This window comes from Yinghuangia sp. YIM S09857, from assembly GCF_051388915.1.
Classification (GTDB): domain Bacteria; phylum Actinomycetota; class Actinomycetes; order Streptomycetales; family Streptomycetaceae; genus Yinghuangia.
In genome coordinates, this window is record NZ_JBPKBH010000004.1 from 1 (window position 1) to 15,242 (window position 15,242).

Genomic DNA, 15,242 nt, shown 5'->3' on the forward strand with positions numbered 1-15,242 from the left:
GGCGACTGGGCGTGTCGTGACGCGGTGGGCGCGGGGATCGATCGGGAAATCCTGGGACGATCGTGGCGGTCCGCGACGCTCCGGTCGCGGCCGCGGCACCAGGGATGGCGAGATGGCTCAGGGCAGTGTGAAGTGGTTCAACGCGGAGAAGGGCTTCGGGTTCATCGAACAGGACGGCGGCGGCCCCGACGTGTTCGTGCACTACTCGGAGATCCAGGGCAACGGCTACCGCAGCCTGGACGAGGGGCAGCGGGTCGAGTTCGAGATCGGCCAGGGCCAGCGCGGCCCGCAGGCCCAGCAGGTCCACGCGATCTAGGGGTTCCAGGGGTTCCCCCGACACCGGCGCTCACGCGGTGGCGCGGCTCACCCTCCGGGCGGGCCGCGCCGCTGTGCCGCGTCGGCGTCCTGCCAAACCTCCTCCGCCATGCCTTCCCGGTCTGGCCGACCCGGTTGCCGGCCGCTGACGGCCGCTGCGAGGCTTTGCGGCGCGAGGTCCCCGTCCCCCCGTCCGGGCCGTGTGGTCCCTCGTGCTCGTGGGGTGCCGCCGTCCTCGGTGCCTCTGCTCCTCGCGGGGTCTGTCGGGTACGCGTCCCCCGCCGTTCCAGGCAGCGTTCCGGTGTGCGGCCCGTGGTGGCCGGTGCGCGCCGGGCGACGACGGCCGCGCCCGGCGCGGCCCCGGCACAGGGCGGCAACTCATGATCGAGAGAAGGAAGTTCATCCTGGGAGCGGGTGCGGCATCGGGCGCCGCGCTCGGCAGCTCGCTCGGCGCGGCCCCCGCGGCCGCACGAGGCGGCGTCGGCGGTGATCACGAGGGTGACCACGTCGGACGCCACCCCGCGGCACAGCCCGTGCTCGACCTCCCGGCCTCACGCTCGCCGATCACCCACGTCGTGGTGCTCATGCTGGAGAACCGGTCCTTCGACCACTGGCTCGGCTGGCTTGCCCGCGACGAGGCGTACCTGCGCGCCGGGCGGCGGCGGTACGGCGGGCGCTTCCGCGTCGACGGCGACCAGCGGCAGGCGTACCGCGGCCCGGACGGCCGGTGGTGGCACACGTACCCGCTGGTGGGGACGCCGGCCGAGAGCAACCCGTACCGCGGCTGCGGGCACGTCGTGCCGGGGCAGGGCTGGGACGAGGGGCGCGTCCAGCGCGACCGGGGGTTCGTCGCGGAGGGCAGCGGCAACGACGGGTACGCGCTGGGCTGCTTCGGCCCCGACGACCTGCCCTTCACCTCCCGGCTCGCCCGCCGCTTCACGGTCTGCGACCGGTCGTTCGCGTCGCTGATGGGCCCGACCCTGGTCAACCGCTCCTACCTGCACGCGGGCGGATCGGGCGGGCACAAGGCCAACGACACGCCGCCGCCCGAGGGCTATGAGGCGGTGACGATCTGGGACCAGCTCGAAACCGTGGGGGTCAGCGCGCGCTATTACTACACCGACGTACCCATGACCTTCTTGTTCGGCTCCCGGCTCGTGCCCAAGGCCCGCAAGATCGAGGCGTTCTTCGAGGACTGCCGCACCGGATCCCTGCCCCAAGTGTCCTTCGTCGACCCGGGGTTCCTGTCCGACAGCCGCACCGACAACCATCCCGGCGGCGACATCCGCGCGGGCGAGCGGTTCGCCCGCGACGTGTTCGGGGCCTTCGCGCGCTCCACGCACTGGGCGAACGGACTGTTCGTGCTGACGTACGACGAATGGGGCGGCTTCTTCGACCACGTGCCCCCGGCGCGCCTCCCGGACGACCGGACCTCGCGCGTCGACGCGGACAACTTCGCGCAGGCGGGGTTCCGGGTGCCCACGATTGTGGCGTCGCCGTACGCCCGGCCCGGCGCGGTCGACCACACCGTCTACGACCACACGTCCGTACTGCGTTTCCTGCAATGGCGGTTCCTCGGTGCGCCGGCGCACGGTCCCGGGCGGGGCGCGGCGCCGTGGGCGTTGTCCCGGCGGAACCGGTACGCCGCGAACCTGGGCACGAGCCTGGTCACCACCGCGGCCCCCGACCCCGGCTTCGACCTGTCGGTCCCGGTCGCGGACCCGTCGCCGCCGTGCGACCCGCCGATGGGGCACGGCGCGGCGGCCGCCCGCGCGCAGGCGGACGCGGCTGCTCCGGTACCGGCGGAGGCGTACAAGCATGATGTGGAACTGATGTACGAGGCGGGCGCGTTCGACGGGCTCGGGTACGACCTGACGCCGAGCCCGATGGTCCGCCGGTGGTGGAACACGGCCTGACAGGCGTCCGACCGGCGCGCACCTGAACGCGGCGGCCGCTCGGAACCTGCCACCGGGCGGCCGCTCGGAACCTGCCACCGGGCGGCCGCCGTTCGCCTGCTCCGATGTCGCGCGACGGACGTGTTCAGTCGGCCAGTCGCGCCGGGAACCCGCCGGTGGCGATCGGTCCCCACCGCGTGGGCGTGACCCGGATGATGGACTTGCCCTGGGCCACCATCGCGGCCCGGTACTCGTCCCAGTCGGGGTGTTCACCGGAGATGTTGCGGAAGTACTCCACGAGTGGTTCCACCGACTCCGGCGCGTCGATGACCTCCGCCTCGCCGTCGATCTGCACCCACGGCCCGTTCCACTCGTCGGACAGCACGACCACGCCGACCGCGGAATCCCGGCGCGCGTTCCGGGTCTTGGCGCGCTCCGGATACGTCGACATCACCACGCGCCCCGAGTCGTCCACGCCACACGTGAGCGGCGACGCCTGCGGCGATCCGTCGGCCCGACGGGTGATCAGCAGCGCGCGGTGGCGGGGGCGGACGAAGTCCAGCAGCGCCGCCAGGTCGACGGACGTATTGGTGGCGATGGGACGGCTCATGATCGGGTCGGCCTTCCGTGCTCGGAGATCAACGGGGTACTGCCGCAGAGCAGGCTATGCCGCAGCAGTCCACCGATCCCGCCGACCCGCGCGGCGAGGTCACTGCCGCGCCGGCCCGCTCGCGCCCGGCGAGGAGCAAGTGCGCGGTGGGTCGGGGTGGTCCCTTACATCGCAAGGACGACGCGGCGGGCCCGTCTCGGTCCTGGGAAGGTCGGCGGACCAGCTCTCCAGGCAGAGGCGCCGATCCCGGGCGTTCTCCAGAGTTGAGGGCGACGACGCCGGACACATGTCCGGCGTCGCGGCTCTTCGTCCCTTGACCCGCCGATGCCCGACGAGGACGCGATGACGCAGCAGGCCTCGGGCCACCAGGCCCCGGCTCAGCAGGCCCCAGGCCGGCAGACCCCGGCCCGGCAGACTCCGGCCCCGCACGCCCCTACCCGCGGAAGCGAGGCCTGAGCCATGGCCATCCCCACTTCCAAGCCGGCGCCGCCCGCGGATGCGGCCCCAGGTGCCGAAGCCGACGGCCACACGCACACCTCGTCCGCGAACAGGCGGTCGAACGCCCGGGGTTCGCACGGCGCCGACCAACAGCAAAGCCTCGTCGTGCCGGGTCTGTACGGGCAAGAGCCCGTCACCGGACTGCACTTCACGCGCATGTTGCGGTCCGAGTGGACGAAGATCCGCACGGTCCGCTCCACCATGTGGTCGCTGATCGTGATGGTGGTGCTCATCGTCGGCATGGCCGCGCTGCTCGGCGCGACCATCGACACCCCGGACGACGAGGGCAAGGATCCGACCGTGTCGCTCGCACTGGCGGGCGCCGTGGTCGCGCAGATCGCGGCGGCCACCCTCGGCGTGCTCACCATCTCGGCCGAGTACACGACCGGCATGATCCGCTCGACCATGACCGCGTACCCGCGCCGCATCTCCGTGCTCGCCGCCAAGGCCGTGGTCTTCGGCATCCTCATGTTCGGCGTCGGCCTGGTGGCGTGTTACCTGGCCTTTCTCGTTGCCGACGGGATGTTCTCGCGCGACGTGGCCGCCGAGTCCACGAACCGGGAGATCGTCAAGGGCGTCCTCGGCACGGCGACCTACCTGGCCCTGCTCGGCCTCCTCAGCCTGGGCATCGGCACCATGCTGCGGCACTCGGCCGGGGCCGTCACCACAGTCCTTGCCGGTGTTCTCGTACCGACGATTTTCGGGCGGTTCATCCCCGGCAAGGTCGGCGACTGGGTGGTCGGCTACTCGCCCACGGCGCTGCTGACCAAAATGGTGGCACCCTACGGCGACGTGGAGGGCGGCATGAACGGCGGCGTCGGTCCATGGCCCGGCATGATCGTGATGGCCTGCTACGCCGCAGCGGCACTGGTCGGTGCGGGCGTGCTCATCAAGTCGCGCGACGTCTGAGTCGAGCCGGGGCAGTGCACGCGGCGGGTGGTGCGGAGCAGGGCGGCACTCCTCGTACGGGAGACGCACGCGCGAGGAGGCTCGGGACCGCGGCCGACAGCGCGAGCAGCACGATCAGCCGACCGCGGTCGGATGCCGCAGCGGCCACGAAGTGTGCCGGGGCCGAGGTGATCACGGCGAGTGCGGCCCTACTGCGCGCGGTCGGCACCCCTCGGCGGCCTCGGCGGATCGGCGGTCCGCGCGCCGACGAGGCGTTCGAGCCGGGCCAGGATCTCGGGGTCGCGCGCCGCGTGGTCGACGAAGTGCGCGATGGCGGCGTCCCCGAAGTCGCGCAGCACAGCGCGCACCGCCAGCGCCGCCTGGTCGGGTACGGAGGCGGCGTACGCGTAGCCCCGGCCCACCCGGCCGCGGGTGGCCGCACCCTTGTCCGCGAGCCGCACCAGCACCGTCATCACCGTCGTGTACGCCAGCGGCGCGTCGCGCCGGTCGTTCAGGGCGTCGAGGACGTCGCGGACCGGGAGCGGGCCGTCCGCGCTCCACAGGACGGCCATGACGTCCTGTTCGAGCGGGCCGAGGCCGAACAGCGGGGGAGCGGGGTCGCGGGGGGACATGCCCGGCAATCTACTACGCGCCCGTCGTAGACAGGAGAGGCCGCGGCTACTACCGTCCCGTAGCAGCCGTTCGCCGCCCACTCCAGGAGGCCCGCCCATGCCCCCGGCGCCCGCGCCCGCCCCCGCCGCCCGCAGCCACCGCTGGTTCGCGGCCTTCTACCGCCGCTGCAACGACTTCGTCGAGAAGCGCTGGCTCGCCGCGGTCCGCGCCGAACTGCTCGCCGACGTGGACGGCGAGGTGTTGGAGATCGGTGCGGGCACCGGGGCGAACCTGCCGCACTACCACCGGGCGAGCCGGGTGGTCCTCACCGAGCCCGACGCCGCCATGCGCCGCTACCTGGCCCCGCGGCTGCGCCGATGCCCCGTGCCCGTGGAGGTGGTTTCCGCACCGGCCGAGGAACTGCCCTTCTCCGACGGGTCGTTCGATGCCGTCGTCGTGACACTCGTGCTGTGCTCCGTCGCCGATCCGGAGCGGGCCGCCGCCGAGATGCGGCGCGTCCTGCGGCCCGGCGGCCGACTCGTCTTCCTGGAGCACGTCGCGGCCTCGGAGCCCCGGCGGCGCAGGCGCCAGGAGCGCCTGGACCCGCTGTGGAGCCGGGTGTTCGCCGGCTGCCACCTCACCCGGGACACCGTGCGGACGCTCCGGGACGCCGGGTTCGCCGTCGAGGACGTCCGGATGATCGGCGGCACCCCCAAGGCCGACCCGTCGGCCCCCCTCGTGGCCGGAACCGGCCGGCGGACCGCGGACTAGCCTCGCACATTGGCCAGTTGGCGGCGTGCCGTCCGCAGCCATGCGGCGTCCTGTCATGCGGCATCCCGTCAGGACTCCGCCGAGGCCAGGTCGAGAAGTCCCGTCGACAGCTCGGCGTCCAGGTCTTCGAGGCTCCATTTCCCGTCGCGCGCCGCGGTGTTGGTGGCCCAGAAGACCATTGTGCGGTCGGACGGGCGTGCGGCGAAGCGGGCGAACGACCAGTCGTTGCCGCCGTCGTGCGTGATCAGCGGCCCGTTGTCGGTGGGGAAGACGGTCAGACCGTAGCCGTAGGAGCTGGGCGAGCCGTCGCCCTCGGGCACATGCGGGGTGAACATCTTGGCCTTCGCCGCAGCGTCGAGGACGATGTCGCCCTCCAGCGCGCGGTACCAGCGGAACATGTCGCGGGCGGTCGACAGCAGGCCGCCGTTGCCGCGCAGGTTCCAGTACGGCCCGTCCGGCGCCCGAGGGTGGTCGAACGGCCTTCCCTGCGGCGCTCCGTGCTCGTCGTACTCGACCGCGACGTCGCCGCGCACGGGGTCCGGCAGCACGTACCCCGTGCGCGTCATCCCGGCCGGACCGAAGAGGTTGCGGGCCAGGTAGTCGCCGTACGGCATGCCGGACGCCTTCTCGACGACGGCGGCGAGCACCGAGTAGCCGGTGTTCGAGTACGCGTACTCCCGCCCCGGAGCCGCGTCGAGCGGCGCGGCCAGGGCACGGGCCAGCATCGCGTCCCTGCTCAAGGGCTCGTAGTCGTCGCCGATGCTTTCGGGCAGCCCGGAGGTATGAGTGAGGAGGTGGTGGATGGTGACGGCCCGCTTGTCGGCGGGAACCGCGTCCAGGTGGCTGCCGATGGGGTCGGTGACCCGCAGTGCGCCGGTCATCTCCAGTCGCAAAATGGCGGCTGCGGTAAAGGACTTCGTGATCGATCCGATGTCGTAGACGGTGTCGCAGTCCGCGGCCCGCCCGGCGGACGCGTCGGCCCGGCCCAGGCCCTGGCAGCTCACGAGCGCGCCGTTCCGGGCGGTGGCGACGGTTCCCCCGGCCCCGTCCGGCCAGTTCTCCGCAAGGAACCGCGCGACGGCGGCGGCCTGTTCGGAGGAGGGCACGGGTTCCGGCAGGGAGGGCGCCGCGGACGGCACCGCCCCCGTTGACGGGGCCGTGGGCGGCACCGACGGCGAGCCGGGCGTCGTGCCCGGGGGAGAGTCCGCGGTCTTGTCGTCCGTTCCGGAGCACGCGGACAGTGTCACCGTCAGCGAAACCACCGCGAGGGCAAGGTACTTGACGGCGCGCTGACGCGCGCCCTGCTTCATGTGCGGCATGGATTCCCCGAGTTGCCGAGTGGCCGACGCGGTACTTCCGCGTCCCGCCCAGAACGCTAGGCAGTTCGCGTGTCGGCGTCGTCACGCCCGTGAGCGAACCGGCACCTCCCCGATGCGGGGGATGCTGCGGTGCGCGGGTCCCCGGCAAGAGGCACGGGGACACCGTCACCCGGGGAGTCTCAAGGCCACGAACTCGGTGCTGGTGTCCGTGTAGCGCGTCAGATAGACGTAGTTGTCGTCGACGGCCAGGATCTGGTGGTTGAGGTAGGACTCGCCGGGCTTCTCCGGGCGGCGGGTCAGGTCGACCTGGCCCAGCTCCGTCCGGGTGCCGGTGCGCGTGTCGTACGCGACGATGCGCGCCTCGGCGTAGGAGGGCTTGTCGTACGTCATCTTGAAGGGCTTGATCTGGGATGTCACGATGCGGCCGTCGGACACGCCGACGATGTGGTCGGGGCCCTTGGACGGGTCGAGCTGCCACTCGTACACCTCGTCACCGGTCTTCAGATCCACCGCCCTGACGTTGTAATTGAGCGGCGCCCGCGGAGCGAAGTTCTCCAACCACACGCCGCCGGCGTTCTGCCCGACGCTCGCCGTGTCCCGGGACAGGCGATGCTCGTCGCCCGGGAGCCGGACCTCGTTGCCCTGGGCGTCGAACATCCGGATTGTGCGCTTCAGTTCGATCTCCATGTCCAGTGCCAGTGGCTCCGAGGAGACCACGTCGAACACCTCCAGCCCGTCGCGGTCCTCCACCGGCCGGCCCCAGAGCTTGCCGCCGGTCTCCGCGTCGTACAGCGCGAACTCCGCCATCCGCTTGCCGCCGGGTGCGATCCACCCGGGGGCGATCTCGGGCGACCCGTCGTCGGGCGAGTTGATCACGGCCACATAGCGCCCGTTGTGGGCGACCGAGTGCGCGCACGCCCGGTCGGGGGTGAGGAACGTCGGCAACACCTTCTGGGATGTGGCGTCGAAGCGCCGCAGGTCGCCGCAGGGCAGTTCGACGGTGAGCACGGTGGGGCCGAGACTGGCCCGGACGTTGCGCGCGTATGCCATCTGGTCGCGGAAGTCCTGGTGCCACAGCAGTGCTCCGGTGCGTGTGTCGACAACTCCGGCCGACGTACAGGCGGTGCCCTCTACCGGCGAGAAGACCACGACCGCGAGGCCCGCCGCCGTGGCGGCGTCGGCGTCCGGGAAGCCGCAGCGCTTCGCGCCGACCGGGAGTTGCAGGCGCCATGCCTCTTTGCCCGAATCGGCCGTGTACGCGACCACGGTCTGGTCCGTCAGCGCTGCGAGCACCACGCCGGGATCGGACGTGATGGTCCCGACTGACGCGATTCTGTCGGGCGTGGGCGCGGACCACGCCTCGGGCAGGGCGTCCGCCGGTTTCGTCGGCCCCGAGGCCGCGGTCGTGGGCGTGGGGTCGGGCAACGAACCGTCGCCGCTGCACGCGGCGGTGGACACCATCAATCCAATTGCGGCGGCGATGCCGCCCAGTCTGAGAATTCCCCGCATTCCAGCCCCTCCCTGGGCCCAACGGCCCGGTGGATTCCCCGATTTGGGCGTTGCGGAAATGGACGTGGGGAAACTCGGCGGCGTTCCGCCGAAATCGGAATCGGCGCGAGAACGACGGATATCCCTCGCCGACGGAATTCCCTCGGCGGCCGCGGAAGACCCGGGCGCGCCACCGCGTCGGCAGATCGGTGGCCCCCGCCGCGCGTCGCCCTCAGGGTGGCCTCGCCCCCGCACCGCCCCGGCGCCCGCCCGTGCCCCCTGCCGCGAGCCCGCCCGCGCGTGCCCCCGCACCGCCCCCTGCCCCCCCCGCCTGTCCCGGGCCCGCCCCGCCCTGCGCCCGGCCGCGCCCGCCTTGCCCCGCGCTTGCCCCCGCCCCGTGCCCCCGCCCTGCCCCGGGCCCGGCCTGCCCCGCCCCGTGCCCGGCCGCGCGTGCGCCCCACCCTGGGCCCGCCCGTGCCCGCCCCGCCCCGCGCCCGGCCGCGGCCGGCCTGCCCCGCGCCTGCCCCCGCCCCGCGCCCGGCCGCGCGTGCCTCCCACCCGGGCCCGCCCGTGCCCGCCCCCCGGCGCCCAGCCGCGCCCGCCTTGCCCCGCGCTTGCCCCCGCCCGTGCCCTGCCCAGGGCCCGCGCCCTGCCCTGCGCTCGCCGGTGCCCCCTGCCCGGGCCCGGCCTGCCCCGCGCCCGTCCCCCGCCTCGCGCCCGCCCGCGCGTGCCTCCCACCCGTGCCCCCCCGTGCCCGCCATGCCTTGCCCCGCGCCTGCCCCGCCCCGTGCCCGGCCGCGCGTGCGCCCCACCCTGGGCCCGCCCGTGCCCGCCCCGCCCCGCGCCCGGCCGCTGCCGGCCTGCCCTGCGCCTGCCCCCGCCCCGCGCGTGCCCCCCACCCGTGCCCCCCCGTGCCCGCCATGCCTTGCCCCGCGCCTGCCCCGCCCCGTGCCCGGCCGCGCGTGCGCCCCACCCTGGGCCCGCCCGTGCCCGCCCCGCCCCGCGCCCGGCCGCTGCCGGCCTGCCCTGCGCCTGCCCCCGCCCCGCGCGTGCCCCCCACCGCGCCCGCCCGTGCCCGCACCCTGCCCTGCGCTCGCCGGTGCCCCCTGCCCGGGCCCGGCCTGCCCCGCGCCCGTCCCCCGCCCCGTGCCCGGCCGCGCCCGCCCCCTGCTCCGCGCCCCCGCGTGCGGGGCGGGGTGGGGGTGAGAGGATCCGCGCATGAGCACGCCGAACGGCCCCGCGGATGTCGCGGGGATGCGCGAACGCAACCTGGCCCTGGTCCTGGCGGCGATCGCCCGCAGCCAGCCGGTGACCCGGGCGAGGCTCGCGGAGCTCACCGGCCTGACGAAGACCACGGTGTCCGCCCAGGTCGCGGCGCTGACCGACCTCGGCATCGTCAGTGCCGCGGAACCGGTGCCGGAGGGCCGGGGGCGGCCCGGCGCGCCGGTCTCCGTGGCGTCCGGCCCCATTGCCGGGCTGGGCCTGGAGATCAACGTCGGCTACCTGTCCGCGTGTGTCGTCGACCTGAGCCGCCGGGTACGCATCCGGCGGACCGTCGCCCGCACCGGCGCCGACGGCTCACCCGGGGACACCGTCGCGGCCCTCGCCTCCCTGGCCCGCTCGGTCACCCGGCAGGCCCGACGCGCCGGGTTCGTCCTCGCCGGGACGACCGTCGCGGTCCCGGGGGTCATCGACGGCGTCCGGGTCAACGCCCCGAACCTCGGCTGGGACGCGCTCCCGGCCGCCGAACTCCTCGCCGCCGCGCTGCCGGTCCGCCCCCTCCCGATCGCCGTCGACAACGAGGCCAATCTCGCCGCGCTCGCCGAACTGTGGTTCGGTGCGGGCCCCGAACTCGGGGACTACATCCACGTCTCCAGCGACACCGGCATCGGCGCCGGAATCGTCGTCTCCGGCACGCTCTTCCGCGGCGCCCACGGCGCGGCCGGGGAACTGGGCCACGTCATCGTCGCCCCCGACGGGCCGCCGTGCCGCTGCGGCGGGCGCGGCTGCCTGGAACAGGTCGCCGGGCTGGACGCGCTGCTCGCCGCCGCCGGGATCCGCGCGGCGGTCCGGCCGGACTCGGACGCCGTGGCGCTCGACCGGCAACTCGGCGCCGGGGCGGCCGAACTCGTCCGCCGCCTGGAAGCCGGGGACCGGCGCGCCCTCGACGCGGCCCGCGAGGCCGGCCGGGGCCTCGGCACCGCCCTTGTCGCCGCCGCGAACCTGTTCGACCCGGAGTCCATCGTCCTCGGCGGCTTGCACGCGCGCCTGGCCCCGTGGCTGTCCCCGCACATCGCCGAGGCCCTGGACGCGGGCGGCGGCCGGCTCCGAGGCCGAAGTCCCGTGCTGCGTACGTCGCAGGTCGAGGACGGCGCCGTGCTGGGCGCGGCCGGCGAGGTCGTCGCCCGGGTCTTCGCCGACCCGTTCGCGGTGGCGCGGCAACAGCGTCCAGGGTGACCCGACGCTGCCGATTACCCCGCCGCCTCCTCGGGGAAGTCCACGAGATCCGCCACCGCTGCCTCCGGCCGCCACCCCTCGGCCGCGTGCCGCGGGTACCAGCGCTCCGACCACGCCCCCGTGAACCGGCGGCCGGGCGGATCCGCGCGTACCGCGAAGTCGCCCCAAGGGACGTTGCCGCAGTAGTAGTTGGCGCCGAGGATGTCTGCCGCGCCGTACCGGATCAGGCCGCTCTCGTCCCGCAAATAGGTGCCCAGGTGAAGGTACGTGCGATCCAGCCAGCGCCCCGCGCCGAGCCAACTGCCGCTGCTCAGCGTGGCGCGGACACCGAAGCCAGGGGTGCCGTGGTCGCTGCGCACCGCGTACTCGTTCATCGCCGGACCGGTGCGCTCGATGTGGCGCGGCAGCGGCCGGTAGTGCGGGACGGCCCCGCCGGGGATGAGCACCCAGCGCTCGCACGCGTCGCCGGTCAGCGACAACTCGCCCGGCACCGTGGGCCCGGGCTCGGCATGGACCCGCAAGTGCGCAAAAAATCCCCGCCTGTTCGCCGTTTCCGGTGATCGGTGCGGCGTGTGCCACCAACTCCCCCTCCGGGCCGCCACGTTGGAATGCCTCGCCGAACTGCCGGTAGGGGCCTGCCGGTCCGTCCCCTTCGGCGTACCAGACGAAGGCCACGCCCGGCGCCTCCGGATGGTGGACGAAGTTGGCGAACAGGACGCAGCGCACGCCGGTGAACTCCTCGCCGTCCAGGGCGACATAGCAGCTCACGTGCGGCCCGGGGTCAAACATCGCACGCCCCCTCCTCCCGCTGGAAGCCGAACAGGTACCCCCCGGACTCGCCGACCGCCGCCAGGACCGGCCGTTCCGGATGCCAGGCGAGCCGCAGAAAACGGCTTCAAAACCCTTAGTCCGCACAGCGGTTCGCCGCCACCGATGCGCCACAGCCGGACGCAGCAGTCGTGCAGGTCGGTAGTGGCCACGGTGCCGTCCGGCCCGAAGGCGCAGTCGGCGATGCCGTTGGTGTGCCGGGGCAGTGTCGCGTGCGGGGTGCCCGACGCGGTCTCCCAGACGCGGCACGTGCGGTCGTGGCTCGCGGAGGCGATGAGCGTCCCGTCCGCGGAGAAGGCGCATCCGCTGACGAGGTCGGTGTGGCCGGTGAGGGTGCGCAGTTCGGCGCCGGTCGCGGCGTCCCAGACCCGCACGGTGTGGTCGTGGCTCGCGGACGCGATGAGCGTGCCGTCCGGGGAGTACGCGCAGGCCGCCACCGCGCCGGTGTGCCCGCGCAGGGTGTGCACGAGAGCGCCGGTCTCCGCGTCCCAGATCCGCAGGGTGTCGTCGTGCCCCGCGGAGACGAGCCGGAGGCGGTCCGGGGCGAACGCGAGGTCGGCGACCGCGTCGGTGTGCCCGGTCAGGACGGCGCGGGTGGCGGCCGTGGCGGCGTCCCAGATCCGGACGGTCCCGTCGTGGCTCGCGGTGGCCGGCAGGCGCCTGTCCGGCGAGTAGCCGACGCCGGAGACGGTGTCGGTGTGGCCTTGGAATGTGTGCCGCAGCTCGCCCGTGCCCAACTCCCAGAGGCGGACGACGCGGTCGTATCCCGCCGTCGCAAGGGCGGCGCCGTCGGGGGCGAACGCGCGGGCGTACTCCCACTGGAGGCGGTGCGAGGTGGGGCGCGAGATGACCTCGGCCTGCCAGACCACCACGTCCCAGTCGTGGTCGGCGACCCCCAGCGCGCTGCCGTCGGGCGAGAACTCGCACGACGTGGCCGCCTGGGCGTTGGCGAGCACGGCCCGGGCCTCGCCGGTGGCCCGGTCCCAGATGCGCGTGGTGAGGTCGTGCCCCGCAGAGGCCATGAGGGCGCCGTCCGGGGAGAAGGCGCAGGACGCCACCGGTGCGGTGTGGCCGCGCAGTTCGCGCAGGAGCGCGCCTGTGGGCACGTCCGTGAGCCGAACCGTGCCGTCTTCGCCGGCGGTCGCGAGCACCGCGCCGTCGGACGAGAGCGCGCACGACCGCACCGCGCCCGCGTGCCCGGTCAGCACGGCGCGTTCCTCGCGCGCCGCGAGGGTGGTGCCGACGGCTCGGGTGCCGAGGCGGGGAGGGGACGCGAAGGACGCCCCGGCGTCGGTGCGGCCCGGTTACGCCGAACCGACCGCGCCTACCGTGGCGTAGCGGCGAACACCTCGTGGTCGGCGGCGGCCGTCCCGAGGCGTTCCAGCAGGGTGGCGGTGATGGCCGGGTCGACCTTGAGCGTGATGCCCCACAGGTAGAAGCCGTGGACGATGCCGTGCCGGAGGCCGTCCCATGCCTCGTCCCACTTCGGCGCGTCCACCCCGGCGGCGGCGAGGCGGTCCAGGTAGTGCCGCAGCAGGTCCTTCTCGGTGCGGCGGCGGTCCTCGACGGTCAGCACGGACGCGATGTGGTAGCCGACGTCGAGGTACCACGGGCCGCGCTGGACGAGCTGCCAGTCCACGAACGCCGGCTGCCCCGCGCCGTCGAGGTACAGGTTGCCGACGTGGGTGTCGCCGTGCACGACGGTCCAGGGCTCGGCGTCGGCGGTGCCGGTGATGACGTCCTCGTACGCCGCGAACAGCCGGTCGGCGTTTCGGACTTCCACCGGGACGCCGGCGCCCACGGTGCTCTCGAAGTTCTGCCGGATCTCCCGCACGCCGCGGTGCCCGGTGTAGGAGACGAGGCGCGGGGCCAGCCACTCGGCGGTGCCGACGGTCGGGTCGCCCCAGCCGCTCGCGTGGAGTGCGGCGAGTTGCGCCAGGCTCTCGGCGGCGAGGTCGGGGGTGTACTCGCTGGCGGCGTCCAGGAACACCGCGCCCTGGTGCAGGACGTCCTCGGTGATCACGGCGCTGTGCCCGGTCTCGTGGTCGACGTCCGCGTACACGCTGGTCAGCGTGCGCACCCCGCTGCGCGCGGCGAGGTGGCGGTAGAACGACACCTCGAAGCGCCCGGTGTGCCGGAACTGGCGTCCGACCTCGGAGAAGTAGCCCTTGCCCCACAGGGTCGGTGACAGGCCCTCGGGCACGCCCCCCTCGCACTCGATGTGGAACGAGGCGTTCGTCGCCACCCGGCTGACCACCGGCCCGGGCCGCACACCGGTGACCCGGATGCCCGGGAAGCGCGGGGCCAGCGCCGCGGTGAGCCAGGTCGGGGACAGGAGTTCGTCGAGGGTCTCGGGCACGGAAGGGGCGGATCGTTCCGCGGACTGTTCCAGGGACATGGAGCGCCCTTCGCTAGTATGTCGTCACGGCGATAGGATGTTAGTACCAACTTCCTGTGCGCGGTAGTGCCTGCGACGTCCGCCCGCCACACCCCCGGCCATCCGGCGCGCGAGCCCGGACACGGGAACACGCCTGCGCCGCACACGACCGCGCACAAAAGAGCACGCCCCCGGGAAACCCACGTCGGACCCCCGGGGCCATCCCGCCGCCCAGGACTTGGCCACTTCCCCCCGAACAGCACCCGTCATCCCCTGGGTCTGTTTCGCAACGCCCGCAACCGACCGTGCCGTTCGCGGTGTGTGTCCCCGGGATCGCCGAACTATCAGACTTCCTAAGCCACTTCCCGACCTGGGTGTTCTCGATGCGGAGCCCCTTGATCGGCTCTTTCCGGGCTTGCGGCGGTCTCTCGGTTGACCAACTTGCTGGCTGTGGGACGGAGTTGTTGGTTGGGGTGGGGGAGGGCGGAAAGTTGCGGGAGGGGGTTGCGGTTGGGGGGTGGGTGCGCTTCTCTGCGTGGTACGCAGCTACAGGATTTGTTCCAACGTATCGGCCGTGAACTCGGCGACTCCGCCTGCCGCGCACCACGTAGCCCCAAGGAGCAGACTCGTGAAGCCAGGCCCGGGTACCAGAGCCGTCTGCGCGGTCGTCGCCGCGCTGGCGTTGACCGTGACCGCGTGCAGTGCCAAGGACGAGGACGACGCGAAGGACCCCGGCGGGGGAGGTGCCGCGCAGGTGAGGACGGGGCCCGGGGTCACCGACACGGAGATCCGCATCGGCGAACTCTCCGACCTGAGCGGGCCGCAGGCGCCCCTCGGCAAGAGCGTCACCAACGCGCAGCAGTTGTACTTCGACCAGATCAACGCGGCCGGCGGGATCTGCGGGCGCAGGATCGTGCTGGACGCGAAGGACCACGCGTACGACGCGCAGAAGGCGCGTACCGCCTACACCGAGATCTCCGGCAAGGTGATCGGCATATCGCAGTTGGTCGGCTCGGCCATCGTCACCCAGCTCCAGGACGACATCGAGCGCGACGGGCTGTTGACGCTGCCGCAGGCGTGGGCCTCGACGCTGCTCGGCAAGCGGGTCGTCCAGGTCACCGCGACCACGTACGACATCGAGATCATCAACGGGTTCGAGTATCTGGCCCGGACCGCGGGGGGGG

13 protein-coding genes are annotated in these 15,242 nt (G+C 73.7%); 6 read left to right on the forward strand and 7 right to left on the reverse strand.

Features of this window, described 5'->3' with window-relative positions; all coding sequences use genetic code 11:
- Window positions 1-112: 112 nt before the first annotated feature.
- Complete coding sequence (locus ACRX5S_RS08795; protein ID WP_436772246.1) at window positions 113-316, forward strand: cold-shock protein; 204 nt, start codon at window positions 113-115, stop codon at window positions 314-316.
- Window positions 317-695: 379 nt separating this feature from the next.
- Window positions 696-2,231, forward strand: a complete 1,536-nt coding sequence (locus tag ACRX5S_RS08800) for an alkaline phosphatase family protein (protein WP_436772247.1) — start codon at window positions 696-698, stop codon at window positions 2,229-2,231.
- Between the two features lie 124 nt (window positions 2,232-2,355).
- Here the strand turns inward: ACRX5S_RS08800 and ACRX5S_RS08805 are convergent, their stop codons facing one another.
- Complete coding sequence (locus ACRX5S_RS08805; RefSeq protein WP_436772248.1) at window positions 2,356-2,820, reverse strand: PPOX class F420-dependent oxidoreductase; 465 nt, start codon at window positions 2,818-2,820, stop codon at window positions 2,356-2,358.
- 459 nt (window positions 2,821-3,279) lie between these two features.
- On the opposite strand from ACRX5S_RS08805, the gene ACRX5S_RS08810 reads away from it, so the two are divergent.
- Window positions 3,280-4,227 (forward strand): ABC transporter permease, encoded by a 948-nt coding sequence (locus tag ACRX5S_RS08810; RefSeq protein WP_436772249.1) that lies wholly within the window; start codon window positions 3,280-3,282, stop codon window positions 4,225-4,227.
- 188 nt (window positions 4,228-4,415) lie between these two features.
- Here ACRX5S_RS08810 and ACRX5S_RS08815 read toward each other — a convergent pair whose 3' ends face one another.
- Complete coding sequence (locus tag ACRX5S_RS08815) at window positions 4,416-4,838, reverse strand: BlaI/MecI/CopY family transcriptional regulator (RefSeq protein WP_436772250.1); 423 nt, start codon at window positions 4,836-4,838, stop codon at window positions 4,416-4,418.
- Between the two features lie 97 nt (window positions 4,839-4,935).
- On the opposite strand from ACRX5S_RS08815, the gene ACRX5S_RS08820 reads away from it, so the two are divergent.
- Entirely contained in the window at window positions 4,936-5,589 is a 654-nt protein-coding gene (locus tag ACRX5S_RS08820; RefSeq protein ID WP_436772251.1) for a class I SAM-dependent methyltransferase, read from the forward strand.
- A gap of 68 nt (window positions 5,590-5,657) precedes the next feature.
- On the opposite strand, the gene ACRX5S_RS08825 is transcribed toward ACRX5S_RS08820, so the two are convergent.
- Window positions 5,658-6,908, reverse strand: a complete 1,251-nt coding sequence (locus tag ACRX5S_RS08825) for a serine hydrolase domain-containing protein (protein ID WP_436772252.1) — start codon at window positions 6,906-6,908, stop codon at window positions 5,658-5,660.
- A gap of 165 nt (window positions 6,909-7,073) precedes the next feature.
- Entirely contained in the window at window positions 7,074-8,417 is a 1,344-nt protein-coding gene (locus ACRX5S_RS08830; RefSeq protein WP_436772253.1) for an outer membrane protein assembly factor BamB family protein, read from the reverse strand.
- A 1,197-nt stretch (window positions 8,418-9,614) separates the two neighbouring features.
- Here ACRX5S_RS08830 and ACRX5S_RS08835 point away from each other — a divergent pair.
- The gene (locus ACRX5S_RS08835; RefSeq protein ID WP_436772254.1) at window positions 9,615-10,853 is read left to right on the forward strand and encodes an ROK family protein; all 1,239 of its coding nucleotides are present in this window, start codon (window positions 9,615-9,617) and stop codon (window positions 10,851-10,853) included.
- Between the two features lie 14 nt (window positions 10,854-10,867).
- On the opposite strand, the gene ACRX5S_RS08840 is transcribed toward ACRX5S_RS08835, so the two are convergent.
- The 3 genes from ACRX5S_RS08840 to ACRX5S_RS08850 all read right to left on the reverse strand — a co-directional run bounded on the left by ACRX5S_RS08840 (window position 10,868) and on the right by ACRX5S_RS08850 (window position 14,079).
- Window positions 10,868-11,374: a hypothetical protein gene (locus tag ACRX5S_RS08840; RefSeq protein WP_436772255.1), complete on the reverse strand. Its 507-nt coding sequence runs from the start codon at window positions 11,372-11,374 to the stop codon at window positions 10,868-10,870.
- Window positions 11,375-11,617: 243 nt separating this feature from the next.
- Window positions 11,618-12,889, reverse strand: coding sequence for a WD40 repeat domain-containing protein (locus ACRX5S_RS08845; protein WP_436772256.1), 1,272 nt, complete (start codon window positions 12,887-12,889; stop codon window positions 11,618-11,620).
- Window positions 12,890-13,005: 116 nt separating this feature from the next.
- Window positions 13,006-14,079 carry a phosphotransferase family protein gene (locus ACRX5S_RS08850; protein ID WP_436772257.1) on the reverse strand — a complete coding sequence of 358 codons (1,074 nt, stop codon included), beginning with the start codon at window positions 14,077-14,079 and terminating at the stop codon, window positions 13,006-13,008.
- 607 nt (window positions 14,080-14,686) lie between these two features.
- Here ACRX5S_RS08850 and ACRX5S_RS08855 point away from each other — a divergent pair.
- Window positions 14,687-15,242: ABC transporter substrate-binding protein (locus tag ACRX5S_RS08855; protein WP_436772258.1), on the forward strand; the 556-nt coding region annotated here is incomplete at its 3' end.